Origin of the sequence: Brakhagea slesvicensis (assembly GCF_052161625.1) — a bacterium.
Classification (GTDB): Bacteria; Planctomycetota; Planctomycetia; order Pirellulales; family Pirellulaceae; genus JBKCUI01.
Genome location: NZ_CP197412.1, coordinates 2748371 through 2774290, shown reverse-complemented (window position 1 = coordinate 2774290; position 25920 = coordinate 2748371). Strand labels below are relative to the sequence as shown.

Annotated in this window: 19 protein-coding genes; 14 read left to right on the top strand and 5 right to left on the bottom strand. The window is 53.6% G+C overall.

Annotated elements, in window-relative coordinates; translation table 11 throughout:
- Window positions 1–2: 2 nt before the first annotated feature.
- Window positions 3–1133 (top strand): methyltransferase domain-containing protein, encoded by a 1131-nt coding sequence (locus tag SH467x_RS10435; protein WP_482371209.1) that lies wholly within the window; start codon window positions 3–5, stop codon window positions 1131–1133.
- Here SH467x_RS10435 and SH467x_RS10430 read toward each other — a convergent pair.
- The 3 genes from SH467x_RS10430 to tssK form a co-directional block, all read right to left on the bottom strand.
- On the bottom strand, window positions 1130–2992 hold the full coding sequence (locus SH467x_RS10430) for a type VI secretion protein IcmF/TssM N-terminal domain-containing protein (protein ID WP_482371208.1): 1863 nt from the start codon (window positions 2990–2992) through the stop codon (window positions 1130–1132). The two genes, SH467x_RS10435 and SH467x_RS10430, sit on opposite strands and share 4 nt — an antisense overlap.
- A 61-nt stretch (window positions 2993–3053) precedes the next feature.
- Window positions 3054–3695: a DotU family type IV/VI secretion system protein gene (locus SH467x_RS10425; protein WP_482371207.1), complete on the bottom strand. Its 642-nt coding sequence runs from the start codon at window positions 3693–3695 to the stop codon at window positions 3054–3056.
- Window positions 3692–5167 carry a type VI secretion system baseplate subunit TssK gene (gene tssK, locus SH467x_RS10420; protein WP_482371206.1) on the bottom strand — a complete coding sequence of 492 codons (1476 nt, stop codon included), beginning with the start codon at window positions 5165–5167 and terminating at the stop codon, window positions 3692–3694. The genes SH467x_RS10425 and tssK overlap by 4 nt, the downstream gene beginning before the upstream one ends.
- 326 nt (window positions 5168–5493) lie before the next feature.
- On the opposite strand from tssK, the gene SH467x_RS10415 reads away from it, so the two are divergent.
- The 13 genes from SH467x_RS10415 (at window position 5494) to SH467x_RS10355 (ending at window position 21915) form a co-directional block, all read left to right on the top strand.
- Entirely contained in the window at window positions 5494–6876 is a 1383-nt protein-coding gene (locus tag SH467x_RS10415; RefSeq protein ID WP_482371205.1) for a hypothetical protein, read from the top strand.
- 202 nt (window positions 6877–7078) lie between these two features.
- Entirely contained in the window at window positions 7079–8260 is a 1182-nt protein-coding gene (gene tssA, locus SH467x_RS10410; protein ID WP_482371204.1) for a type VI secretion system protein TssA, read from the top strand.
- Between the two features lie 120 nt (window positions 8261–8380).
- On the top strand, window positions 8381–9049 hold the full coding sequence (tssB, locus tag SH467x_RS10405) for a type VI secretion system contractile sheath small subunit (protein ID WP_482371203.1): 669 nt from the start codon (window positions 8381–8383) through the stop codon (window positions 9047–9049).
- Between the two features lie 100 nt (window positions 9050–9149).
- A complete protein-coding gene (gene tssC / locus SH467x_RS10400; RefSeq protein WP_482371202.1) occupies window positions 9150–10628 on the top strand; it encodes a type VI secretion system contractile sheath large subunit in 1479 nt (492 codons plus the stop codon).
- A 213-nt stretch (window positions 10629–10841) separates the two neighbouring features.
- Window positions 10842–11384 carry an Hcp family type VI secretion system effector gene (locus SH467x_RS10395; protein WP_482371201.1) on the top strand — a complete coding sequence of 181 codons (543 nt, stop codon included), beginning with the start codon at window positions 10842–10844 and terminating at the stop codon, window positions 11382–11384.
- 174 nt (window positions 11385–11558) lie between these two features.
- The gene (locus tag SH467x_RS10390) at window positions 11559–12110 is read left to right on the top strand and encodes an Hcp family type VI secretion system effector (RefSeq protein ID WP_482371200.1); all 552 of its coding nucleotides are present in this window, start codon (window positions 11559–11561) and stop codon (window positions 12108–12110) included.
- A gap of 43 nt (window positions 12111–12153) precedes the next feature.
- Window positions 12154–13056, top strand: coding sequence for a type VI secretion system accessory protein TagJ (locus tag SH467x_RS10385; RefSeq protein WP_482371199.1), 903 nt, complete (start codon window positions 12154–12156; stop codon window positions 13054–13056).
- Between the two features lie 9 nt (window positions 13057–13065).
- Window positions 13066–13569: a type VI secretion system baseplate subunit TssE gene (gene tssE / locus SH467x_RS10380; RefSeq protein WP_482371198.1), complete on the top strand. Its 504-nt coding sequence runs from the start codon at window positions 13066–13068 to the stop codon at window positions 13567–13569.
- 43 nt (window positions 13570–13612) lie between these two features.
- Window positions 13613–15484: a type VI secretion system baseplate subunit TssF gene (gene tssF, locus SH467x_RS10375; RefSeq protein WP_482371197.1), complete on the top strand. Its 1872-nt coding sequence runs from the start codon at window positions 13613–13615 to the stop codon at window positions 15482–15484.
- A complete protein-coding gene (gene tssG / locus SH467x_RS10370; protein ID WP_482371196.1) occupies window positions 15448–16491 on the top strand; it encodes a type VI secretion system baseplate subunit TssG in 1044 nt (347 codons plus the stop codon). Before tssF ends, tssG begins: the two co-directional genes overlap by 37 nt.
- 53 nt (window positions 16492–16544) lie before the next feature.
- Window positions 16545–19265, top strand: a complete 2721-nt coding sequence (gene tssH, locus SH467x_RS10365) for a type VI secretion system ATPase TssH (RefSeq protein ID WP_482371195.1) — start codon at window positions 16545–16547, stop codon at window positions 19263–19265.
- A gap of 32 nt (window positions 19266–19297) precedes the next feature.
- Complete coding sequence (locus SH467x_RS10360; RefSeq protein WP_482371194.1) at window positions 19298–20197, top strand: hypothetical protein; 900 nt, start codon at window positions 19298–19300, stop codon at window positions 20195–20197.
- Window positions 20198–20211: 14 nt separating this feature from the next.
- Complete coding sequence (locus SH467x_RS10355) at window positions 20212–21915, top strand: type VI secretion system contractile sheath domain-containing protein (RefSeq protein WP_482371193.1); 1704 nt, start codon at window positions 20212–20214, stop codon at window positions 21913–21915.
- Between the two features lie 24 nt (window positions 21916–21939).
- Here the strand turns inward: SH467x_RS10355 and SH467x_RS10350 are convergent, their stop codons facing one another.
- Together SH467x_RS10350 and SH467x_RS10345 are read right to left on the bottom strand one after the other, a co-directional pair.
- Window positions 21940–22560: a DUF4240 domain-containing protein gene (locus tag SH467x_RS10350; RefSeq protein ID WP_482371192.1), complete on the bottom strand. Its 621-nt coding sequence runs from the start codon at window positions 22558–22560 to the stop codon at window positions 21940–21942.
- 37 nt (window positions 22561–22597) lie between these two features.
- Complete coding sequence (locus tag SH467x_RS10345) at window positions 22598–25879, bottom strand: hypothetical protein (RefSeq protein WP_482371191.1); 3282 nt, start codon at window positions 25877–25879, stop codon at window positions 22598–22600.
- Window positions 25880–25920 lie beyond the last annotated feature (41 nt).

The following is a 25920-nucleotide window of genomic DNA, read 5'->3' as shown; positions in this document are numbered from 1 at the left end:
GCGTGCGCGTTTCCGTATTCGAGTCACTCCAACCAGTCTGTCCCATTTGCCTTCATGGTAGTGGGATTCCCGATGCTCGCCTCCAGCTCTTTCAATCGTTCACCACATCGGGGGATCATATTGTTCAAGGAATCTTGCGATGTTCTCGCGATGATTGCAGCGCTGAATTTCCAATCATCGATGGCGTTCCTATCTTGGTGCGAGATGTTCAGAGTTATGTTTCTGAGAATATCCTGGCCATCGCGGATCGTTCCGATCTGCATCCCGTGTTAGAGAGTTTGATCGGAGACTGTTGCGGCCAAGGGAGCGTGTGGGATTTACAGCGACAGCACCTGAGTTGTTACGGATGGGATCATTTTGGCGATTGCCTGGCGACTCCGTTTTCACAGGACCAAGCCGCAGAAATGGGACTTTCCCCTCCTGGCTCGGTGCGAGCTCTGCTTCGGTCGCTTTGCGACATGAGAGATCTATCCCAGGCAGGACCTATCTTGGACATCGGATGCGGGTGTGGCCGAACGACCTTGGACCTAGCTCTATCGACCGAGAAACCCGTCGTAGGCATCGACCTGCAGTTCCCTCTCCTCCGACTGGCATCGCAGGTTCTCCGAACAGGTTCAGGTCGCTTTCCTCTTCGGCACACCGGCGTTGTGTATCGCGACACCCCTATTGTCTGGAGTAGCCCTCTCCCCGACAACGTTGACTTTTGGGTGGCAAATAGTTTGGAACCTCCTTTTTCGAACTCCCTGTTCTCGGAGTGCTTTGGCTTGAACGTCCTCGATGCCGTAAGTTCACCGGCTCACCTATTTGTAATGTTAGACCGGTTGCTTCAGCCGAATGGCGTTGCGAGGCTTAGTTGTCCTTACGATTGGTCCTCGCTCGCGACCCCTGCGATCGGTTGGATTGGCGGTCACTCGCAGCGAGCCGTTCATGGTGGCGATGGTCCAACCGTATTGAGGAACTGGCTCGGCACGCAGCGCGACATCAATCTGAGAATCTTCGGTGAGAAACCGAGAGTGCCTTGGGTCTTGCGACTGCACTCACGAAGTGCAATCCATTACACCTCGCATTTGCTTTGCCTGGAAAAGATGCCCTCTCTGGATCCAACCGCCTCGCTTTCGCAAGAGTCTTCCTAGAGAAGTCCCGTATTGAACGCGACAAACATCCCCAGGAGGAGCAACAACAGCCCCAGCACAACAAAGATACCGATCGTTGCCAAAGCAGATTGCAATCGATGAGAGCGCAGGGCCGATGGAGCCCATTCGATGAACTCCTGCTCTTCGTTCAGCTTTTCAACGATCCCCTTCACAAAGGCTTGCCTGTCGGCGGTTTCTCCTGTTCCAGCGAAATAGCATCCGCTGAAGAGGATCGCATCTCCGTCTGGTCTCGTATTCTCCTCACACCCGAAGCCCTGGGATAAGATGGTCGACAACCTCGATTTCCAATTGCAGCGAACTTTCGAGAGCAATTCGTACAGTCGCGTGTTCCCTGGTTTGGTCAGCGCCTGTTCTTCTCGGAAGAGGGAATAGGTCCAATCTTCAAAAGCGCTGCAAGCGAGGGTCGCCAGAGAGACCAACTCCGTTCGCGTGGGAATACTCTGAACATCAAATCGCTTACCGAAGCGTTGACTGAGGGCGCGATCTCGTCCGACGCGGCGAACAAGCTCTCGGAAACCTCTCTCTTTTTCGAGTCCGACGATCAACGCAGTGACCGGACAGCGAATCTGAAACGCATATTGGACCGTCTCCAAATCGGAACGAATCGCTTTGGTCAGTTCCTCGACTTCGACAGGAGAGCCGTGGATCGCCTCCATCTGCAGCAACGTCAATACACCATTGATCGAACAAAGGGGTTGTCTCGATTTCCGAACCAAACTCCCGAGGTAGGCGAGTTCCTGCAGACAAGCGGTCGAATATTGGTGGGAAACCAAGACAGGCTTCCGAGTTCCTTGGACATCCGAGGGCTCGACACCTGCAGAGTACGCAATGGAAACGGGACCTCGGTCCGCCGGCGCAGTCTCTCGAAAGGATGGTATTTCCGGTTGGCTCGGAGCCGCATTCCCTGGATCGGAACCGGCACCGTTCAAGATCAACGTGCCCCGGTAATTGGTCGGAGCCGCTGGTACCTGTGAATCTATTGATGCGGACGCATTGGATGGTAACGCAATGGGCGTCGTCGCAGCGGGCGCTGGAGCAAGGGGTTGCGACGAGGGTGCGACGAAGGAATCGAATTCGAGGGTCCCTCGAAATCGAGGGGCCGGAGCAGAACCCGAGGGCGGGGTACCCAAGGGAGCGGGAGTCGAGGGCGCTGGAGTCGAGGGCGTGGGAGTCGGCAAGAGTGGAATCGAACCTGGCTCAGACATCTCGATAGGAGAGTCGGATGCGATCGTGGATTGCTCCTTTGCCAGTTCTTCACGGAGAGAGGCCAGAGCGCTCGTCCAGCTGGAGTCCGAACAGAAAAGGTAGATCGCTTCGGCGTTCGCGTACCAGTGGATGGGTGCAGGACCATGCGGTACACCTTGCACGCTGAAGCTCATTCCTGTCGCCGCCATCATCGCTCGCTCCTGCGCTTCGCCGTTGGAGCCTACGATCAGAAAGAGGGGCGCATTTTTGGGTGTCAGTTCGTTCGCTGCGAGCGCATTGATTCCTGCTTGCCACGCCATATCCAATTCAGGGAACGCTCGACGAGGTCCTTCCAACCATGCCTGAATCGTTCGAAAGACCACCCAGGGTATCAGAATGATCAGCCCGAGGATGGTGAAGATTCTCAACCAGCTATAGCCGTGCCTCCACGGTATGTTGACCGGATCGAGCCAGAAAACAATCCAAACCGAAACCACGGTTGTGATAAGAAAGACCAGCGTGAGGGCCGCGGCGCATCCGGGGGTCGTGACTGGGATGATTCTAGTCAGGCATCCAGTCGGCTTCCCGTCTTGCGATTCAACCTCTGCGGGTTGTTCATCCATCGGATCGGAGCCCTCAGCGACGCCTGACATATCCATTTCTCCTACTGTAGTGGCATCCCGCGAGCCAACGGCACAATTAACGACTGATGATCTAACGACTGATGATCAACACAAAATAGAGAACATTCCACGCAGCCAGCATCGATGCAATCAACCAAGGCCAAACGACCCGATTCTTCGCAGCGAGCGGCGGTGCACCTAAGATCTCACGTCGTGGAGGAGCCAGCGACGGCCTCCCCTGTCCGAGTCGGATAGACATGGCGACTTGGCGAGCCCAGTCTTTGACATCGGACGGGAGTCCAAGACTGCTGCTGAACATCGCGGCCAAGTTTGGTTCGCTGTAGAAACCTCGAAAGCCGAGGACGACACATACATAGTAAACTTCCAACGCATCGCGAAGGGATCGCGTCGAAGCTTCTTTGGCATTCACAAAGAATCGTTCGGCGCAGTCGCGGCTATTAAAAAGCTCGCGTTCCATCACATTGTTGCTCCACCACTCGCGGTGGGACCAATTCGCCTCCACGAGCATTTCATCGATCCACGAAACGAGTGCGTAGCTAGCGAGATCCCAATCCATTCCTGTCCCGACGATTGCCTGTCCATTTTCGAGAAGCACCTTCATCCTCACCCGTTCGTCTTGCGGGTTCGGCTCCTGTCCGTTCCCGATTCGATCGAGCAGATGAAGGCAATGAAGGAGGAAGGGATCTACGGCGAGGGAGTACTTCGGTGTCACGATTGAGCCGGAACTGCAAAAAGAGCGAACTTCAAAGCGATCTTGCGTCCAAAAGCAACGACGACCAGCGTCTGTTGCCCCTGCAAACGATCCAGGTTGGCGATGAGGGAATCCTTCAATCGAATGGCGAGGGTCTGCGTTTCTTGAACGTCCCTCCACGCGGGAGTATCCTGCCTGGGGACTTCAAAAAAGACCCAGTCGGCTCGTCCAGGAAGGGCTCTCACAGGTCGATCGACAGGTGTCAGGGTCACCCCCGCCACCCGTTGCTTGAACAAGAACTCCACCTGGCGCGAACTCCCGACCTTCAAATCAAGTTGCCCTGCCGAAAGAAGCTCCAAGCACTCGCGCTGTGTAAGCTCCCCTTTATCAACGCCAATGAACCATTGCCAATCAGAATTGAACCACCTCGGATCGAGCGCGACCTGAAGTCCATGCCCGATACCGACAAAGTAGCGCTGTTGAACTTCGTAGTCTCGGACCGCGTGGATTAGCGCCTCGATCTTACTCCGCACATCGACGAAGATTTCGTGCAAGTTATCGTGGTCGTACGGCATCAAGTCGGCAACCTTTTTGGAGGCCGAGAAAACCGATAGTTGGCCGACGATGCGGCAGAGCTCAAGGTATGCGGCTCGAGGCGGAACTCCCCGATCGAAAGCGAGAATCGATAGTACCGCGTAGGCTTCATTCAATTGGCTGAGCATCAGGATTCGCTCGGCATCACCGGGATCCCGGCTATCCAAACCGATCCCTCGATTGATCACTTGTTGACTGAGCACTTCGATCTTCTGACCGATCATGTCGTACACACCCCGCAGGATGTCGCGATTCAAATACGGCCAAGCATCCGTGGTCAACAGGGGAGGAATATACGTATTGTCCAGCTGAGGAGAACTCTCGCCATCGCTCGACCTCTTGACCTGTGCGATCGGGAGAACTTCGTAGCCCGATAGATCCTGGGTCGAAACCAAGAGCTGCACATTCAATCGTTTCAATTGGATCTCTTGGTCATCCCCTCCCCAACTTTCGTCTGGCAGAGAGCTGATCTCTTCGATGTACCGAAGCTCGTTTTGGTTGGCTTGATTTCTCGTTCCAACGTTGGCTCGGCCCAACCGGAGCTTGGGGATCGCTAAATAGACTTTAAGAGTTCGCTCTTTTTCGAACGCATCTGCCAAGCTGGCCGTCAAGCTGCTTTGCTGGTCGAACGATTTATGGAGATCGATGCGGCTGGGTTCTTCTCCGACAGCGATGTCGATCAACGTTCCATCGGGCAACCGCGCCTGGAGCCTTCGCAATTCGAATTGATGGTTTGCGAGCGCTTCGCGACTAAAATCCACCGAGACGATCCCGTAATTGTGGGGATTATCGAATGCGCTACTGCGTGCGAGGTTCGAAGATTGATACCGCTCAGCCGTCTGGAAGTGCTGAGGTCGAAGAAACGCGCCTTCGTACCAATGAACGGGATGTTGATGCATAGTTTCGTTTCAGTTCCGACGGTAAAACGCAAAATCGATTGCTAGCAGTCCCACCTGAGCGGCCCCGCGTTGGCTCTCCCTGGAGGCAATCGATTGCTATCTCATTTGTCGGCTCAATATAGCGATTGGATGCCTTTGGATGGGAGGATTTGATCGAATTCCGAAAGGTCGACATGGGCACCCCTCCTCGATGCATCCGAAGGGCGGATAATTTTGAATTTCGGAAAAGGAAGACTCTTCGTCTCAAATTCGCGAGCCGTCATTCCCGATACAACCGTCAGGGACCCTCTCCATCGAAGTCTAGATCCAAATCTAGGTAGACTTGCGTGACACCAAAGCCAGCGAACTTCCTCTCTCAAACCGCGTTTCGACGTTCGCCATGCGATCGACGAGCGCGTACGCCCAGTGGCCATTCGCCGCTGCGGGAGATGAAGGTGTCCGCATCGCGACTGATTGCAGGCTTTGCTGTGGGGCTTCTCTTGTGGCAATCGACTGCGATGGCGCAAGTCGGGTTAGCGCAGGTTGGATCGGCAGAGTGGGAGGCTAGTGAGGCTGCGCTGCGATCGACGCGTGTGCTTTCATTGCCGCAGTCGATCGACACATCTCGATCGGAACTCGAGGTTGTCCCGAGGTTCCACATCGAGACCGGCGGGGAAGGCTTCGAGGCGTCTCGCGCTTCCTTTAGTTATTTCCCACGGCCGAGCGCCAATCTGGCGGGAAATGATCCTTCGTTTGCCTACGTTCAAGAGACGTTGCCCCCTCCCATCCTCACGCCCGATTCTCCGCTTCCTACAGAAATCATCGCAGCGGAGCCTGTCTTTGGGTCTCTCACGGAAGAGTTTGCTAGCACGCCTCGTTTCTATGTTGCGGAATCGTCCGAGCCGGGATTGGGGCACGAACGGTTGGCATTCTCGTTGTTCGACATCGATGCCGCGCAGCCGGCCAATCAGTTTCGAGCTCGAATTCAAATCGCACACGGATATCGAGTACCAGACCGCGCCGAATACTTTTGGGCTGCGACGGGAGGGCCTTTCGGTCCACCTCTGGGTGAATCCTCCATCGACTTTCAGGAGGCTCGGTTCCGGGTGGAATTGGGAAGCAAAAAGTTCTCGACGTCTTTTGAGGTTCCGTTTCGGGCAGTCGACCCCGAGTTGAACAGCAACCATGCCGGCTTGTCGGATATGCAATTGGCGATCAAGACCGTTTTGCTCGACGGCAATCAGTGGATGTTGACGCAGTACTTCGGCACAAAGTTCTCGACCGGTTCCGCGAAGATGGGTCTGGGGACAGGGAGCGTTGCGCTCGAGCCAGGATTGCTGTTCCGGAATCGATTGCAGGAATCGACTTGGCTTCATGGGGAGCTCAAGTTCTGGTTCCCGCTTGCAGGGGATTTGAATCATCGCGGCCAAGTCTTGAAATTCGCGACCGGGATCAACCATGTTTATTGGGAGAGCGATTCGAAAGCGTTGATTCCATCGCTGGAGCTCTCCACCTATAGCATCCTCAATGGCTTGGCTCGGGATTCATCCCAGCAGTTGCGAGAGATCGATGGCGATTTCGTTCTGAATCTGACGCCAGGGATTCGGTATGCGGCAGACAACCGAGGGGATTTCGGACTCTTTGAGATCGGAGCGGGGTGGTCGATTCCTGTCACCACCCAGCGTCTGGCCGACTCTTTGTTGATCATGGAATCCCGTTGGTTCTGGTAGCGTTCCCGGACAGGATTTTTTCAATTTCCTTGTCTGCTCCGCAATCGACGATTATTCTGCGTGAATCGATTAGCCAATTCTAGAGATTCCGACGAACCTACCGGATTTCCGCTCGAGAGTTCCGTTTCCAAAGAGGCTTGCGAATACGACCGATATTCCGCTGAGCTAATCGTTCGTCCTATCGCATGCACCGAGCCCCCCCATGACGGAAGAGTTCTTAACCCTCCTAACCCCGATCGCTCCAGATCAACCGTCCGGGGTCGACTTGGAATACGACCCCGACTTTTCCGCTATGGAAAAGGCATCCCAAGGGACATCCGATCAAGAATACGGATCGACCGTCATCGAAGGAGCTCCACCCGATTGGGCTTTGGTTCGCCAATTAGCGATGAAGCTCTTGCAGCGGTCCAAGGACTTGAGAGTCGCGAGCTTATTAGTCCAAGCCGAATTGGAATTGCGGGGTTTGCTCGGTATGCGCGACTCGCTCGGAGTCATCGCCGAAATCGTCACCCAATTTTGGGAAACGTGCTTCCCACTCCTCGATCCCGACGATGACAACGATCCAACCATTCGAATCAATGCATTGTTGAGTTTGACCAAGCCAGGAGGTGTTTTGAGGCAAGTTCGGACTTGCGCGATCGCCAAGAGCAGATCGGTCGGTCTACTTTCCCTGCAAGACGTGATGATTGCCAAGGGTGAGATGGTTCCGCCGGCGGGAATGGATGACCCTCCGACCCTCAAGAAAGTGGAAGCCATCTTCCGGTCTGGCAACCTATCGGAACATCGAGAGTTGCTCGCTGCGGTCGAAGAAAGCATTGCTTTGCTGAAGAAGATCGAAGAAGGGTTTTCTTCACAAGTTGGGATGAATGACAGTCCCGACTTCGATCCGCTGCTCAAGGAGCTTCGGGCGATTAGCAAGACGCAGACCATGTGGATCGCGAACGTCACTCCCTCCGATGAAGCATCTGCTTCCGGGAGTTCGCCGGATGAGGGAGGGAACAGATCGGAGTCGCACAGCGATTTCGCGCAAGGAGAAGGTTCGAAGCCGGCAGGTGGGACGGGGAAATTAAGCGTCGGCAGCTTGCAAATCTCCTCGCGTTCCGATGCGATCGAATGCCTTGCCAAGATTATCGCTTGGTTTGAGAACTACGAGCCCTCGAGCCCGTTACCGATGTTGCTTCGACGCGCGAGAAAGCTTTCCACGATGAGCTTTCTCGATATCCTTCGCGATATTTCTCCCGATGGCATTAATCAAGCTATGTTGGTGGGAGGCTCGGGAGTGGAAGACGAAGAACCCAGCTCGCCGTCTGCACCTGCACCTGCACCGGAACGCCGAGAAGAAAAACCAAACATATCGCCACCGCCGCCCCACGATAGATATTAAACTGTTGGCTCTCCTCCCCTATTCCCTTGTTTCCACTTCGCCATGCTGATCCATCGGACATGACGACGTACTCGGATTATCCGTCTATCTCTTTCGTTTCGATTCTTGAAGGTTTCTCGAATGGCTAAGCAAAGTGCACAGAAGTTCATCGCTCGGAATCGCGCTCCACGCGTTCAAATCGAGTACGACGTGGAAGTCTACGGAGCGCAAAAATCCATGCAGCTCCCTTTCGTGATGGGAGTCCTCAGCGACTTGTCTGGCAATCCCACCGAAAAGCTCCCGGCGGTAGGCGATCGTAAGTTTCTCGAAATCGATGTCGACAATTTCGATGAACGATTGAAATCGATGAAGCCGCGCGTTGCGTTTTCGGTCCCGAATACGCTCACGGGTGACGGCAACTTGATGTGCGATGTCACGTTCGAGAGCATGGACGATTTCTCTCCTGCGGCGATTGCTCGAAAAGTCGAGCCCCTGCGAAAGCTATTGGAAACGAGAACGCAGCTAGCGAACTTGCTCACCTATATGGATGGAAAGTCAGGTGCCGAGGAGCTGATTGGCAAATTAATCAATGACCCGTCGACTCTTCGATCGCTCGCATCGACACCCAAGCCCGCTTCGCAAGCTCCGGTTGCCAGTGCTCCGGTTGCCAGTGCTCCGGTCGCCAGCGCTCCGGCACCTGCAGCGGTAGCCCCCGTTCCACCATCTGCCGCGACGCCACCCGCCTCCCCGACTCCACCCGCTAGCAGCGGAGGGGAGGACGATTTGGATTCGCTTTTGAACGACCTATAAGAATTGGCTGTCACACCGGTCACCACCGCCACGATAGGCGATGACCTATCGATCAACGAAATCTACCAAAGACCTATTCGAAACAAGCACACGGAACACTATGGAACGACAGACCGAATCCCTCCTGGGGGCAACCCAGTTCGCTGACAGCGACCTTTCCTCTTTGCTCAAGAAGGAGTTTCGCCCTCAGTCCGACGATGCAAAATCAGCCATCGAAGGTGCGGTGAAGACACTGGCAGAGCAAGTCCTTCAGGATGCGAACGTTATCTCGAGCGACGCACTGGCTTCGATTTCCGCCATCATCGCCTCGATCGATAAGAAGCTGACCGAGCAAATCAATTTGATTTTGCACCATGAAGATTTTCAGCGGCTGGAAGGTGCATGGCGAGGTTTGCATTACCTCGTCAACAACACCGAGACCGACGAGATGCTCAAGATCCGTGTCTTCAATGTCTCGAAGAACGAGCTCGGCAAAACATTGAAGAAGTTCAAAGGAACCGCTTGGGACCAAAGCCCAGTCTTCAAAAAGATCTACGAAGAAGAGTACGGCCAATTTGGGGGCGAGCCCTACGGAGCATTGGTCGCCGATTACCATTTTGACCACAGCCCTCCCGATGTGGCTCTGCTCACCGAGATGTCGCAGATCTGCGCCGCCGCCCACACACCGATGATTACGGGCGCGGCACCGAGCATTCTTCAGTTGGAAAGTTGGCAAGAGCTCAACGATCGACGTGATTTGACCAAGATCTTCGGTACCCCCGAGTACGCAGCTTGGAGATCGCTTCGAGAATCGGACGACTCGCGCTACCTCGGTCTGTGTCTCCCAAGATATCTGGCGCGACTCCCCTATGGCTCGAAAACGGATCCGGTCGAGGATTTCGATTTCGAAGAGGAAACAGGGGGCGGCGACCATTCCAAGTACTGCTGGGCGAATGCCGCCTACACGATGGCAACCAACATCACGCGATCGTTCAAGCAATACGGTTGGTGTACTTCTATCCGTGGCGTGGAATCGGGAGGCGCCGTCGAGGGATTGCCAACCCACACCTTCCCAACCGAAGATGGCGGGGTGGACATGAAGTGCCCGACGGAAATCGCGATTGGCGACCGTCGCGAAGCTGAACTAGCGAAGAACGGCTTCATGCCATTGATCCACAAAAAGAACAGCGATTTCGCGGCCTTCATCGGGGCCCAATCGCTTCAGAAGCCTACGGAGTACGACGATCCGGATGCGAGCGCCAACGCTCAGCTGGCCGCCCGTCTCCCCTACTTGTTCGCGACATGCCGTTTCGCTCACTACCTCAAGTGCATGGTGCGGGACAAGATTGGATCTTCCCAAGACAAAAACACATTGGAGAGCTGGTTGCAGGGTTGGATTTCGCAATACGTCGAACCCAATCCCGCTGCGGCATCGCAAGAGGACAAAGCCAGAAGGCCACTCGCAGAAGCCAAAGTGGTCATCGAAGAAGATCCGAGCAACCCCGGATATTACAAGTCGAAGTTTTTCCTCAGACCACACTACCAATTGGAGGGCTTGACGGTCTCGCTGCGATTGACCTCGCGATTGCCCACCTCCTGATCGATTCGGAGAGTGGTTCATCGGAGGCGGAGTGGTTGATTGGGAGTGCCGTCCCTCGATCCAGGATTCCTGGCGAGGGAAATAGCTCCCAGAATGCGGCAAAATTGTATTTATGATGTTTACCGCATGTAGTATGGTTTCCATTCGGATATGTTTTGGTCCGGATTGTGGATTTGACAATTCGTCACTGCCTGTTTTTTGGAGAATGCAAAGATGATTCTTGTGTGGATCGAAGGTGTAATGGGCGACTGCCAGATTTCCGGATTCAAGGATTACTTCACCGCCGAGAGCTTCGGTTTCGGAGTGGAGCGCGAGTTGGCAGACAGCGCGAAGGGTGGTACAGCGGACGTGAACATCGGTGTCGGCGAACTCCAAGAGTGCACGATCTCGAAGAGCATGGACACTGCGTCAGCCTATTTGGCGAGAAAAGCGATCAGCGGATCGTCTTGTCGCGAAGCGGATATCAAGTTCGTAGAGGCGATCACAACGCCAGGCAACGATCGAAAGAACGTCGTTTATTTGGCGTTCAAGCTCGATAACGTGTTCGTAAAGTCCTGGAGCATGTCCGGGGATGCCGACGATCGTCCTTCAGAAGACGTTGCGTTGTGGTACAACAAGATCGCGTTTGTCTACTTCCCAACCGTCAACGGCTACGATTTCTTGGCCGGCCATGACTGCCGCTGGGATCAAGTTCAGTCGAAGCCTTGGACGGACGCAACGTTGCCGAAGAAGGCCGAAATGCATCCGGCTGTCTAATCGGAGTGCCTTTTTCCCTGCTCGTGGGCTGGTACTGGGGGGATCGAGTCCCCTCATGTTCAGCCCGAGCTCGCATTTTCAGCCCGAGGGGATGAGCGGATCTTCGCCCGAAGTCCACAGCCCCCCGCGGCATCCGCGGGTTTACGTTGTCGTTATGCCTGATTCAGGTGATCTATGATCCTTGTCCGAATTGACCGAATCAAAGGTACCGTGTTGCTTCCTGGCTACAAGGATTACTTCGTTGCGGAGACGATCGGCTTTGGCGTAGGAAGAAAGGTTTCGGCCTCGAGCAGCGATCGAAACGACCTCACGATCGGAGAGTCGGAGGAGCAAGAGCTTTCGATTGATAAGTCAGTGGATGCTGCCACGGTGTACTTGATGCACGCAGCCATGAAGGGTCGGACCGACACAGGGGGCCCTCGCACCCTCAGCATCGACATCCATTTGGTACAGTCGAAGCGATATGAAGATGCGACCGCGTCGGGCGGTTTGACTTCCCCCTACATGAAAATCCGAATTGAAAACGCCATTATCCAGGACTGGAGCATCGACGCATCCGGGGATGAGCGCCCTACTGAGTCGTTAAAGATTTGGTTCAATCGTGCGGCGATGAAGTACCGAGCGACTCAAGACGGCAAGGTCTATGAGACGCATGGCCCGTTGGGATGGGACCAGCAGGCAAACAAGGATTGGAAATCGGACGAGCTCCTGCGACGCGACGAGTAGTCGTTCCCTCGCTCTGCAAGGCCGCCGCGTCCAGTCGAAACGGATGGAAGATGAACCACTGGGAGAAAACATGTCGGCGTTGCAATTCTTAAAAGCTGGCGATCTTGCAAAAGCCCAATCCGCTTTGCAGGACGAGGTGAGAAACAATCCTTCTGACTCGAAGCTTCGCGTTTTTCTCTTTCAGCTGTACTCCATTCTCGGTCAAAGCGAGAAAGCCCTTAACCAGCTCAATGTGCTTCGCGATTTGAGCAAGGACGCGATGACGCTGGTACAAACGTATCAAGAAGCCTTGCAATGCGACTCGCTTCGCGAGAACGTCTTTGAAGGAAAAAGAACCCCATTGGTCTTCGGCCAACCCGAGGAATGGATCGCGATGATGATCAATGCTCTGTCGATGGGATCGAATCCCGCGGCTGCTTCAGAGCTTCGATCCCTCGCGCTCGAAAGAGCGAGCGCTGTCGCAGGTGTGATCACGTTCTACCCCAAGCAGCAGCCGAAGGACGCATCCGCAACGAGCGATGGCGAAAAGAAAGAGACCAAAGAGTCCTTTGCATGGATTGCCGATGCGGACTCGCGAATCGGGCCAGTCTTTGAGGCAATCATCCACGGCAAGTACTATTGGGTGCCAGCGGGTTGCGTTCGAGCAGTCACGTTGGAAAAGGTAACTGACCTCCGTGATTTGGTTTGGTTGCCAGCAAAGTTTGAATGGACCAACGGGGGAGAAGCCGTGGCATTCATTCCGACTCGATATCCCAAGTCCAGTCAGCATGCCGACGATTCGGTAAAACTCGCGAGGACCACGCAATGGACCGAAGTGGACGAAAATACCTATTGCGGCGTCGGCTTGCGGATCTTGGCAACCGATCAAGGTGAGTATGCGTTGACCGATATCGCACGCATCGAATTCCAGCAACCGGAGACTGATCTCCATGCGTCCAGAGGATAACACAAGGTCTTGGCCGAACTAACTCAAAAAGAAAAGCTTCAGCCTTCGCTCCTGGATCGCCTGACGGACGATGCTCCTCAGGATTCGCTTGAGTCACGTGAAAATCGCGTCTTGAGTCTTCAACGATTACGCGAGTGCGTTTTGCGAGATTTGGGATGGCTGTTGAATACGGAGAATCACGAGTCGGTCGAGGATATCGAAGCGTATCCAGACGTGCGAGCCTCGGTGATCAATTTCGGTATCCCCACCTTATCCGGCTTAACAGCATCCGGGCTCGATCTCCAGAAGGTTGAGAGGCAAGTTCGCGAAGCGATCTCGGTGTTTGAACCCCGAATCTTAAAGGACTCCCTCTCCGTGCGCGCTGTGAACGCATCGGACTTGATGAGTCGCAAGACCCTTTCGTTTGAGATCCAAGGTGAATTGTGGGCGCAGCCAGTCCCTTTGAAAATGTATTTGCGAACCGAATTGGATCTTGAAACCGGCGCGGTATCCATAGCGGAAACCCCGACCTAAGAGGCGTGGTGATTCGTTCCCTTCCTTTCGATTGAAATAGACGATGCATCCTCAGTTCTTAGAATTCTACAACCGGGAGTTGCAATTCATTCGCGAAATGGGGGGTGAGTTCGCGCGTGAGTTTCCGAAGATCGCGGGTAGGTTGGGACTCGATGGGTTCGAATGCGCGGACCCCTACGTCGAACGATTGATCGAGTCCTTTGCCTTCATGGCGGCTCGGGTCCACTGGAAATTAGATTGCGAGTTTCCCAAGTTTACAGACCATCTTTTGGAGATCGTCTACCCGCAATATCTCGCCCCGATTCCATCGATGGCGATCGCGCAGTTCAGCCCCGATTTGAACGAAGGGTCCTTGAAGGATGGTTACCGCATCCCTCGCGGCACTTCCTTGAATAGCCTCTTAGGTCCAAACGACCAAACGCCCTGCGAGTATCGCACTTGCCACGAGATCGATTTGTGGCCGCTGCGATGCGTCGAAGCCTCGTATGTCAGCCGCGACTCGGCGTCGGCCAAACTGCCACCAGGGTATCAAAATGCCAAAGCCCTGATTCGGATCAAGCTCGCGGCGACGGGCGGAAACAAGTTCAGCGATTTGAAATTGGATCGGTTGCCCTTCTTTCTAAGAGGCACCAGTTCACGCACGAACAAACTCTACGAGCAGATCTTCTGTGACGCATTGGGTGTCATCATCCGCTCCACGAAAACGGGACAAGAACGGGTGCTGACACAGCCGATCGGCTCGGTAGGGTTCGAAGACGAATCCGCCATGCTCCCTACGCATTTCAACATGTTCAAGGGCTATCGCCTGCTGACAGAGTATTTCACCTTTCAACAGCGCTTTTTATTCTTTGAATTTCTTGGATTGGGTGAGGTTCTTCCTTCGATGGGTGTCGAAGAGATTGAAATTCTTGTACCGCTAAAACGATTGGATGCTCAATTGGAGAATCTGATCGACGACAGCAGCTTTGGACTCTTTTGTTCACCCGCTATCAACCTTTTCCCGCACCGCGCAGATCGTATTCACTTGAATCACGGATCGCATGATTACCACATTGTCCCAGATCGTACCCGGCCGATGGACTTCGAGGTTCACTCGGTGCTCCAGGTAGATGGATACGGACAAAGCTTGGAGAAGTCGGTGAACTTCAAACCGTTCTATAGCTTGAATGACACGGAGATGGACAGTAATCGCGTTCATCGCAATGCGTTTTATTCCTTGTCTAGGTCGACTCGAAATCTTTCGACGAAGCAAAAGCGACGCGGGCCTCGCTCGAGTTATCTTGGTTGCGAATCCTACCTTTCGATCGTCGATTCCGATTGCGCACCTTTTGCCCCCGATTTGGAGCAATTGGAAGTGATGTTGTTATGCACCAATCGGGACCTGCCTTTGATGATCCCGATAGGAAAGGGTAGCACCGATTTTGTAATGGAATCGGGGGCGCCGATTCGATCGATTCGATGCGTCGCGGGACCGACCGAGCCAAAGCCATCCTTTGCATCCACTTCCGGTGATCGAAGCTGGCGGCTAATAAGTCATCTTTCGTTGAACTATCTCTCTTTGGTGGAAGGCGAGGGGGCTGGAGCGCTGAAAGAACTCCTATCTCTGTATCAGGAAGGGCTGGCGTCGGGAGCTTTGGATCAAACCGACTCCATCGTCGCCTTGGAGTGCCGTCCGATCATGAAACGATTATCGGATTTTGGTCCTTTGTCGTTTGGGAGAGGACTGGAGATCAAGGTGCAGTGCGATGAATCGAGAATGGCCGGTTCGAGCGCCTATTTGCTGGGTGCCGTCCTATCGGAGTTCTTTGCCAAATATGTTTCCATCAACTCGTTCACACAGACCACTCTTCATACGAATGAAAGAGGGGAGGTAAAACGATGGCCAGCGATCATCGGTCGTCGCCGAGTCCTGTAACACAGCTTGAGAACCTTTCTCGAAAAGCCAACGAATACGATCTATTCGAAGCGATCCGATTGCTTGACTCGTTGTTTCGTTCGAGTCCGAGGACAGGGCATGCCGAGCGCCCTGTATTCGAGATGTTTCGAATCTCCCAGGTCGCGTCGCTGAGGTTTGCACCGACGGCGATCGCCAAGTTTGAGAAACGAGCGGGCCGCGAATACTGGGATTTGTCGAACCATGTCTTCGGTGTGTTTGGACCCAATGGTGCATTGCCGCTCCACCTAACCGATTTTGCAGAACAGCGAATTCGCCATCATCGGGATGAAACGTTTGCGAGATTTGTCGATTTGTTTCATCATCGCATGGCTTCGTTTTTCTACCGCGCTTGGGCCGACGCGCAGCCGACCGTGCAGATGGATCGTCCTGAATCGAACCGCTTTTTTGACTATGTCGCGTCGTTGGCTGGAATTGGAACCCCCGGGCTACAAAACCGAGACGCCATGCCCGATTCAGCCAAATTGCACTTCAGCGGTTTTCTCGGAAACTCCGCCAAGAGTGCGAGTAACTTGGAATCGATGCTGCAATCCTTTTTCGGCGCCGAGGCGCAGATCCTGCAATTCGTAGGAAAGTGGGTGAGCTTGCCTGACGATTGCGAATGGTGGTTGGGAAAGACGCCCGAGTCAGGCACTCTCGGCAGGAACGTAACGCTGGGGAGCAAAGTATTGTGCTATCAGCAACATTTCCGCGTTATGCTCGGACCGTTGGACCTTGCTGCTTTTCGAAAGCTTCTACCAAACGGCTCGAGTCTCAAACGACTGAAAGCCATGCTCGATAACTTCGTCGGATTCGAACTGACCTGGGATGTACAACTCTGTCTTCGAAAAGAAGAAGTCCCACCATTGCAATTAGGGCACGGAGGAAACCTCGGTTGGACCACTTGGTTTCCGAGCCGGGATCGCAAACGAGATGCGGACGATCTGGTCATCGATCCTTCGAAACGCAATACGGTCGGTGCATTCTGAAATGATTCAAAGAAACAATTCCAACCAAGCCACACATCAAACGGAGCGATAGCATGTCGGAAATCAGTCGATCAAAACTATTTGGAAAGTTGAACTCGCTTTGTTTCAAAGCGATCGAGAGCGCGACGACCTTTTGCAAGTTGCGAGGAAACCCTTACGTTGAGGTAGTTCATTGGCTCCATCAGATTCTCCAATTGCAGGACTCGGACCTGCATAAGATCATTCGCCACTACGAATTGAATCCAGCGAAGCTATCCAAGGACTTCACCGATGCGCTGGATCGATTACCGCGAGGTGCGACAAGTATTTCCGATCTTTCTTCGCACGTCGATGACACGGTCGAGCGCGCGTGGATTTATGCCTCGTTGATGTTCAATCAAACATCGATTCGCAGCGGGCATCTAATGCTTGGCATCTTGAAGACCGGTTCGCTGCGCAGCGTTCTGCTAGGTATTTCGCGCGAATTTGAGAAGGTGAAAGTAGAGTCCCTGTCGGATGAGTTTGGAAAGATCACCGGAGGCTCGCCAGAAGATCATCTGGGTGGAGAAGCGAGCGGCGGGGGCGCAGCGCCGGGCGAGGCGAGCGGTGCCATGCCCGGAGCAAGCCAATCCGCGGAGGCTCTCCAAAAGTTCACGGTCGATCTGACCGAACAAGCTCGGAATGGGAAGATCGATCCGATTGTCGGAAGAGATGATGAGATACGCCAAGTGGTGGACATTCTCATGCGTCGAAGGCAGAACAATCCTTTGCTCACGGGGGAAGCGGGGGTGGGTAAAACAGCTGTCGTAGAAGGCCTCGCTCTGAGAATTGCATCCGGTGACGTTCCCCCATCACTGCGAGACGTTTCGCTGCGCACTCTCGACGTGGGACTCCTCCAAGCCGGTGCGAGCATGAAAGGGGAGTTTGAAGAAAGGTTGAAGCAAGTTATTGAGGCAGTTCAATCCTCCGAGAAGCCTATCATTCTTTTCATCGACGAAGCGCATACCTTGGTCGGGGCTGGGGGCGCCGCAGGGACGGGGGACGCAGCGAACCTGCTAAAACCCGCGCTCGCGCGAGGATCCCTACGCACCGTCGCCGCAACGACTTGGGCCGAATACAAGAAGCACATCGAAAAGGATCCCGCCCTCACCCGACGATTCCAGGTAGTTCAAGTCGAAGAGCCATCCGAAGAAAAAGCGATCTTGATGATGCGGAAGCTTGCTAGCACGCTCGAAAAGCATCACCGCGTTCAGATCTTCGACGAAGCCATCGAAGCTGCAGTTCGACTTTCGCATCGCTACATTCCCTCGCGCCAACTGCCGGACAAATCGGTCAGCCTGCTCGATACCGCAGCCGCTCGCGTCGCAGTGAGCCAACACGCTGTGCCCGCGCAAGTCGATGATTGCCGAAGGAAGATCGAAGCCTTGGAAACGGAACTGGAGATCATCGCGAGAGAGAAAGCGGTCGGTGCACCTCGCGATGAACGAGAGCACGTGGTGCGAGAATGGCTGCTGGCCGAGCAAGTTCGATTGGAGGGCCTTGAAGAACGCTGGCACTCCGAAAAGAAACTGGTAGATGACATTCTCAAGATCCGCGCCAAACTACGAGGAGACTCCGGCAAAGTAGAAGGAACCCAAACCAAACTGGAAGAACAGGCCGACCAAGTCGTTAAAGAAGGTGAGGGATCCAAGCTCAACGATGCCCAGCGCGAAAAACTGCTGACCATCTTGAAGGACTACCAGCAAAAGCTAGGGGAACTCCAAGGTGAGAATCCATTGATCCTACCGACGGTGGACGAGCAAGCGGTCGCATCGGTCGTTGCCGATTGGACGGGTATCCCAGTCGGAAGGATGGTGAAGAACGAAATCGAAGCGGTCCTGAAGCTGGGCGAGACGTTGAACAAACGAGTGATCGGCCAACGCCACGCACTGGATATGATCGCCAAACGCATCGAAACCACTCGGGCCAAATTGGACAATCCCAACAAACCGATTGGAGTCTTCATGTTGGCCGGGCCATCAGGAGTCGGGAAGACGGAAACCGCCCTCGCCCTCGCGGAATCACTGTATGGGGGCGAGCAAAATATCGTCACTATCAACATGAGTGAGTTCCAAGAAGCCCATACGGTATCCACCCTCAAGGGTGCCCCTCCAGGATACGTCGGCTATGGAGAAGGGGGTATCCTGACCGAGGCCGTGCGGCGAAAACCCTACAGCGTCGTTCTGCTAGACGAAGTCGAGAAAGCTCATAGCGATGTCCATGAGATTTTCTTTCAAGTCTTCGATAAGGGGATCATGGAGGATGGGGAAGGACGCTTGATCGATTTCAAGAACACGCTGATCCTTTTAACGACCAACGTTGGAAGCGATTTGATTATGAACTTGTGCAAAGATCCGGACTTGATGCCTTCCCCCGAAGGAATCGCGAAAGCCCTTCGCGAACCTCTGCTTCAGGTCTTTCCTGCCGCTCTCTTGGGACGCATCGTCACGATTCCGTATTACCCGTTGAGCGATGATATGATCGCCAACATTTGCAAACTGCAGCTTCGTCGAATTGAAAGTCGAATCGTAGAGAACCACAAAGTTCCGTTCGAGTACTCGGAGGACGTGGTTCGATTGATCGTGGAGCGTTGCACCGAGTTGGAGAGCGGCGGTCGCATGATCGACGCTATCTTGACCAATACGATGCTCCCAGCGATTAGTCGCGAGATGCTTTCGCGATTGATGAATGGTCAGAAAGTCTCGCGAGTGAATATCGAAGTCCAGAACGGTGAGCTTTCGTATCTTTTCGATTGATCGATTCAATCAACCACTTGAGGGAGGTCCATATGGCAAAAGGGGAAACGATTGAGTTAAAGGAGAAGTGGCTCGACTTGAACACACTTCCCTACTCGAACGGAATCAGCGCGGATTCGGTACGCGAGGTGGTTGCCTGGGCTCCCATCAAACTAACCGTCGAAATCGGTTTACCGGCGGATAAAAGCGCTGAGGGATTTGATCCTCAGCGCAATCCTGCATTGCTTCGGTTTCGAGAGCGCTGGAAGAAGAATGTTGCCGAGTCGCTCAGCGCGATTGTCCGCTTCCGCAATGACGATCGAGATGGGGATGACGAAGCGTTCAAAAAAGCGGATGCAGAGCTCAAGCGTCTGAATAGCTTGATCGAAGATTCCTTTGGGGAGTTTCGGCAGATTCTGCGCGAAGCCGTTGCGGAGTTTGTAACTGGGAATGGAGGGGCGAAGCTCAAGGCGAGCGATTTGATGACCGTTGGATCCAACAGCTTCCGGTCCTTGAAGATCCTCCCTGGTGTCTTTGAAAACCAGACATCTAGTCCTTCCGAATTGCTCGACATTACGAAGGCTCTCAACCGTAAGAAATGGCAGTACTGCGGAGTCGCTTGGAAGTCAGGTGTAGCAGTGCTCACGATCCGGATGAAGAAGCCCTTTAAAGAGGCGGAACTGAAGGAGCTTCGGGAATCGATGCCGGAAGGAACGAACCGTGGCGCGCATATGATCTCGGGTCGCATCCGGGCTTGGTCGGCCACCAAAGTCGCATTCGAATTTCCGGAACAGCCAAAGCTTCCCAAGCGGAAGACGCTGGCATTCGCATTGAAGGAACAGTCCGGAAAGGCAGTGGTCGTCGAGAAGCCGTTCGGCATATGGGAACCGGATTCGAGTGAGGAAAAGCCCAAGAACGACAAGAAGAAGTCGACAAGTAAAGAAGATCGATAGCGGAAACGGATAACATGGAATACCAAGTTCATTTTGGAACATTGACGAATCAACAAGCTCCTGCGCGCGATGCGAAAAAATTCCGAATCGCCTTGCTAGGGGATTTCTCTGCCCGAGGAAATCGGAATGAGGTTTCCGTCGGAGCAGAGCTTGCTCAACGGAAAGTGCATTTCGTTCAGCATGATAATTTGGACGAGATCCTGCGACGCCTCGATGTAACGTTGCAGCTACCGGCAGGTCCAAGTGGCTCGATGATCGAGGTTCCCATTCGAAGCCTCGATGACTTTCATCCGGATCAGCTTTACACGAACGTTCCGATTTTCGAAAAGTTGCTGGGGCTTCGTGCCAAACTCCTAGACCCGGCGAGTTTTGACAAGGCGGCTTCAGCGGTCCGGGCGCTGGCCCTTCCACCCGGGACGGTCCTACCAAAGAAAACCAAATCGACGAGTTGCCATGTGCCCCGGACTCGATTCGAGGACTTTTCGCAATTGCTTACTGCGGGACCAACAAAGCAAGAGCCGGGGGACCTCAAGACACTTTTGCGAGACATTGTCGGAACGCATGTGGTTTCGAGTATGACCGGAAAGGACGAGTTGGTTGCAGCGGTCGACCAAGCGTTGTCGGGGCTGATGCGAACGCTATTGCACCATCCTGATTTCCAAGCCTTGGAGTCCCTCTGGAGATCCCTGGACCTGTTGGTCCATCGCGTCGAATTGGATGAAGGGATCGAGATTGCGTTGCACGACCTGCATGCCGCTGAATTTGCGGCCGATCTATCGAGCAGTGCGGAGCTCGCGGAAACCGGGTTGTACCAATGGCTGGTGGAACAGCCAGCGATGCAGGTCCATCATGGGGCTTATGCAGTGGTCGTCGCGAATTACCAGTGGGAGAAGATCCCACCGCACATCGATTTGCTCGCCCGAGCGAGCAAAATTTCTGCAGCTGCTGGAGCATCCTTCCTCACGTCGTTGGATCGCGCGAGTATTAAGGGAAAGGGGGATGAGGAGCATCCCTTGGTCAAACAAGCATGGGACGATTTGAAAGGGTTACCGGAGTCGGCCTATCTGGGCGTTATCTCACCCCGTTTTCTATTGCGCTGGCCGTATGGGAAGAAGACGGATCCGATTGAATCGTTTGTGTTTGAGGAGTTTTCAAGCCAGGCAGGTTTGCAATCGATGTTGTGGGGTCATTCGACCTATTTGGCGGCGATCGCCCTATCGCAAACCTTTACGACCGATGGCCTGGCGGAGATGAAGCCGGAGAACTGTCTGACGATCGATGACCTCCCGTTTTATTACTTTCAAGACCGATACGGCGATCAGATTGCATTGCCCTGCACCGAAGTTCTGGTGAATGTGGCATTGTCGCAGCAGTTGGTGAATCAAGGGATCATACCGGCATTGTCGATGCAAGGTCGCCCGGAGGTAAGGTTGGGTGGTTTGCACTCGGTGCAAGGCACGCCTCTTGCGGGGCCTTGGAATCCCGTGGACATCGCAGGGATTACCCCGGTTGCATCGGTCCGAGTTGTCGAGACGCCAGCGGCATCGGAACCGGTGATTTCTGCAGCGGAGCTCGCAAGCGAACCGGCAGCATCCTCAGGCACCGATGAACTCGATGACTTGCTCGCCGCGCTCGATGCAGGGGACACAGCGAAAGCCGATACGGCAGCCGCTACCGGCATCGATCCAGAACTGGATGCCCTGCTCGCGGATTTGTAAGAGTACACCCGCACCAGTCGAGTGTCAGTCTGTGACACCGTAGGGGTTTTCTTCGTCGGATACGTCCGTGGAGATGGGAGCAAAGGGATCCTCTTCTGTCTGAGAATCGACTGCCGATGCGCTCGGCTCTGGCAAGATACCGAAGTCGCTTGCAAGTTTTGGGAGGCGATTCGGCAAATCGGCTCGCTTGAATTCCTCTCCTTCAGGCATCTCTTTCTCGACAGGCAAGTTGGAAGTTGGGAACTCCTCCATCGTCAACTCCTCGTAGACATCAGGAGCAATCCTACTTAGTTCAAACAAGTAGACTTCTTCCGGTACCAAATCCATTTCGGCGATCGAGTCCATATCCGCCAGGATCGCCTGCATCTCCTGTTCCCCTCGAGACACAATCCAGAAGCGGAATCCATCCACGTCCAAACGATCGCAATTGTCACCAAATACAATCGCGGCAGCCGCGACAGCATCCCAGTGAAAGGTTTTGTGAAACTCTGTCATCAATTGAGTTTGAAAACCCACAATTTCCTCAGGCGGCAACTCAAGGAGTTGATCGCGGAGGGAAAGAAAGAATGACTCTCGGTCCTTCGCTTCCTTATCCTCGGATAATCTTGCCGTATCGATGATCTTCCAAAATTCAGATGCGTTCATAGTTGACATTTTTTAAGCGAAAAGAGTTCGTGCATTCCTACTTATCAAATACCGGGAATTGTAATATCTCATTTTGAGCAGCCGCCACTTCCATACGCATTGCCTCCCGGCAGCTTGTCGCGTCTGCAATGAGACATCTCACGATATCTGCTGTCAGAGCCTTGTTGGTCTGGTCGTCGGTCGACTTGAGAGCTCGCTCGCACTTGCGTATCCCTGTAGACAGAGCGTGCTGGAAAAAATCAACATGGGTAACAATCTTTGGAGTCGTACCCGTATTATCCTGCAACGACTTCAATAAGTCTGCTGCGACGCCCTTTGTAAGAACGTTGTCATAAAGATCGGAAGGAGTTCGTCCCTCTGGAGAACCGAATTTTGGAATCGCAACAGCAATCGCGGAAACACATGCTTCCCCAGAAGACACGATATTTTCAAAGCTCTTTTTCTGTGAGGTAAGGATACTTTGCTGGATGGTGATCTTCGATTTCGTTTCGTTGACGTACTTTCTAGCAACGCTCACCAATTCACTTAAGTAGCTTTGGAATTGCTCAAAAGGCAGATCTTGCGTGGTGAGGGGCTTGAATGCGGACAACGCCTCCACGAGTTTCTCAAGATTCGATATGTGGCTTTGCCAACTCGGCAAAAACTCGTTCCATTGAGAGGGCTTGAATATCTTTGCGAGATCCTTTTTGAGGATCTCGTCGGCGGACAATTCCACCTCTCGCATTGCCGTATCGATTGCGACTGTTTTCTCCGTCTTCCATCTTCCTGATTCTGGATTCTCCGGATGTGCAGCCGTCTCTTTGTTCTTGATCCAAACAGCGAGTGTAAGCGGCTCGCCAACATCGGGTGCAAAACGGGAAAGAACGCCCTCCACTTTGATATCGTCGGAAAACTTTGCTTCGAGATACATGACGACCTTGTCCACGCTCGACGACTCTTGCGCTAATACCACATCATTGAGTCCGATCTGTCGCAATGCTTCTCGAGCGATCGGATCATCCATCTCGATCGCCCCGTAGGCGATTCCATATTTCGCCAGAGTTGGGTTGGTTCGGAAGGTCTTTAGAATATGATTTCGATCGCGAGGATTGTCGATCGCCTTCTTGTACATCTCCCAAGCCTTCGCAGTCTTCTTATCTTCGAATTTCTTCTTGAGCAGATCTTTCGATTGCTTGAATGCGTCGAGGGAGGAACTGACTGCACGCCCGACGACACCGACCACTGCGCCGGTACCCATCGCACCGCTCGCTAGATCCCCGATCGCAGCCGCCGACAAACTTACCGCTTGTCCAAAAGCAATCGCTGCTTCAATCGTGTCGTTCGTCAAGTGACGTTTCAACTCGTCGACCTCGGCCAACAGAGTTGCGACTTGCGGGCTACCCGCCTTCCGTGCGTCGGAAACGAGATTAACAAAGTTCATGAGGTCGAAACTGCGTTCCGCTGCGGCAACAACATTCATCGCAAAGGCTTTGGCTTTGAGAGGACCGCCCAGCTGGGGGATGAAAGTCGTAATGACGGCTCCAGCGGAATCGAAAATCAAATTGAAGATTTCTAAGGTCGCTCGATCCTTTTCAATCTGAGCAATCAGAGCATCAATCGAATACAACTCATCGACAAACTCGGAATCACCCTCATCGACGCCTACGGACATATTAAAGGCTGCCGCCAGTTGCTTACCGAATTGCTCTCGGCCCTCAGCCAACTCTTGATCGGATGCCTCGGCACCTTTCTCCAGAGCCTTCTGCTCTACCTTTTTGGTAAGCTCCATCATGATGGCGCCATCGTCGCTTACCACCCCTTCAAAGACCTTATCGAGACCATCCAGCATCTTGGATTGCTTGTCCTCAAGATCCGAGAGTTTCTTCTCCCATTGCTTGTAGGCATCGGAATCCTCCTCAAGACCGACCATCTGATCCTTGATCTGTTGCCGCTCGGCTTTCATGGTCGTGTTATCGAGCGAATTCCGGATGGAAAGCTTGATGGCTTTCTCGGTGATCTGAGCAAGCAGTTTCTTCACGGCCGTCATATCGACCGGCTGTTGATTCAGTAGGTAGACAAGCTGCCCTGATCGGTAAGCGCCTTGCAGTGCCGAGCTAGCGCTGTTGGCGACGGCCGTAATTTTTTTGTTCTCGGTCGCATCTCCGATGCAACTAAGAGCAGCACCCACGGCATCGGCGAGCATATCAAATGCGCTATCGTACTCGCGTTGGGCGAACTTCTTCCCTAAGAGCCCCAAACTGACACAGCCATTGAATGCGGTCTTAGCAAGGGAGCCAATACTTTTGCCTTTGTCTCCCCCGATCGAGGCTTCGAGAACGGACCCAAGAATCTCGGCAACGCCTGCCCCAGCCGTCTGAAAATCGGCTTCCATTTGCAGCAACGCAGAGGTGGATTTGATCGCCGATTGAGTACATTTGGTCGCAATGGCGACAATCTTTTGTGCGTTCCCTCCAACCCCAACGACGGATAACACAATATCGGCAGCGCCTGCTCCGATACCTAGAACCGTCGAAAGATCCCCTAGATGGTCTCGAATGTTCTCGTGTTTATCGATTGGCTTACGGGCTGTCGCCTCAAGCCGCTTGTTGTAGAGTGTGCTCGCTCCTCGAAACAACTGCAACACGCGGGAAAATTCATCCGGGCACTGTGGCTCGCTAATCAACCCCTCGCGAACCATTGGAGTCCAGAGTTCGTTCATCAATTCCTGAGGAGTAAAATCAATCTCTTCGTCATTTTGCAGCTTCTGCGTCAACAACGTTAATTGATCAATTACCTCCTGAATGGCTTTGGATTGTTGCGGCGTAGGGCCTTCGATCACTCGATTCTTGTAGTGCTCAGGATCAAATGACTTCTCGCTCTTCTTCTCCTTTGTCGAGACGGTTTTTGAACCGAAGAGTATCTCCTTTCCTCCAATCTCTATTCGGCGTTTGACTTGCATATCGTAGTCCATCGAACTGCGAATCTCTTCCTTCTGCAGTTCGATCAAGTTCCGAACATCCTGAAGCCGCTTTTCTTTCTTTGCTGCGCCTTCGCGAAACTCTGTCGCCGCGTCGGCGATGGACGGGATTCCATAGCGAGCCAGGATTGCTTTCTTCTCTGTGATATCGAAATCAATCCCAAAACTGTCTTCCGAGTCCGGTGCATTGGCGACTTCCTCTTGAAGTGCTTGGAGATCGATAGGATTCCCGTCGTCGTCTTTCGCGACAAAGCCACAATCCGGGGTAAACAGAATCTGGCCACCCACCATCTGGCATAGCCATGCCTTTTTCGAATCACTTAGAACTTTTTTGCTGGTTTTCTTCTGAGCCACGTCTGACATTGCATGCTTCCTAAATTGCTATTTTATTGATCTGAATGTGT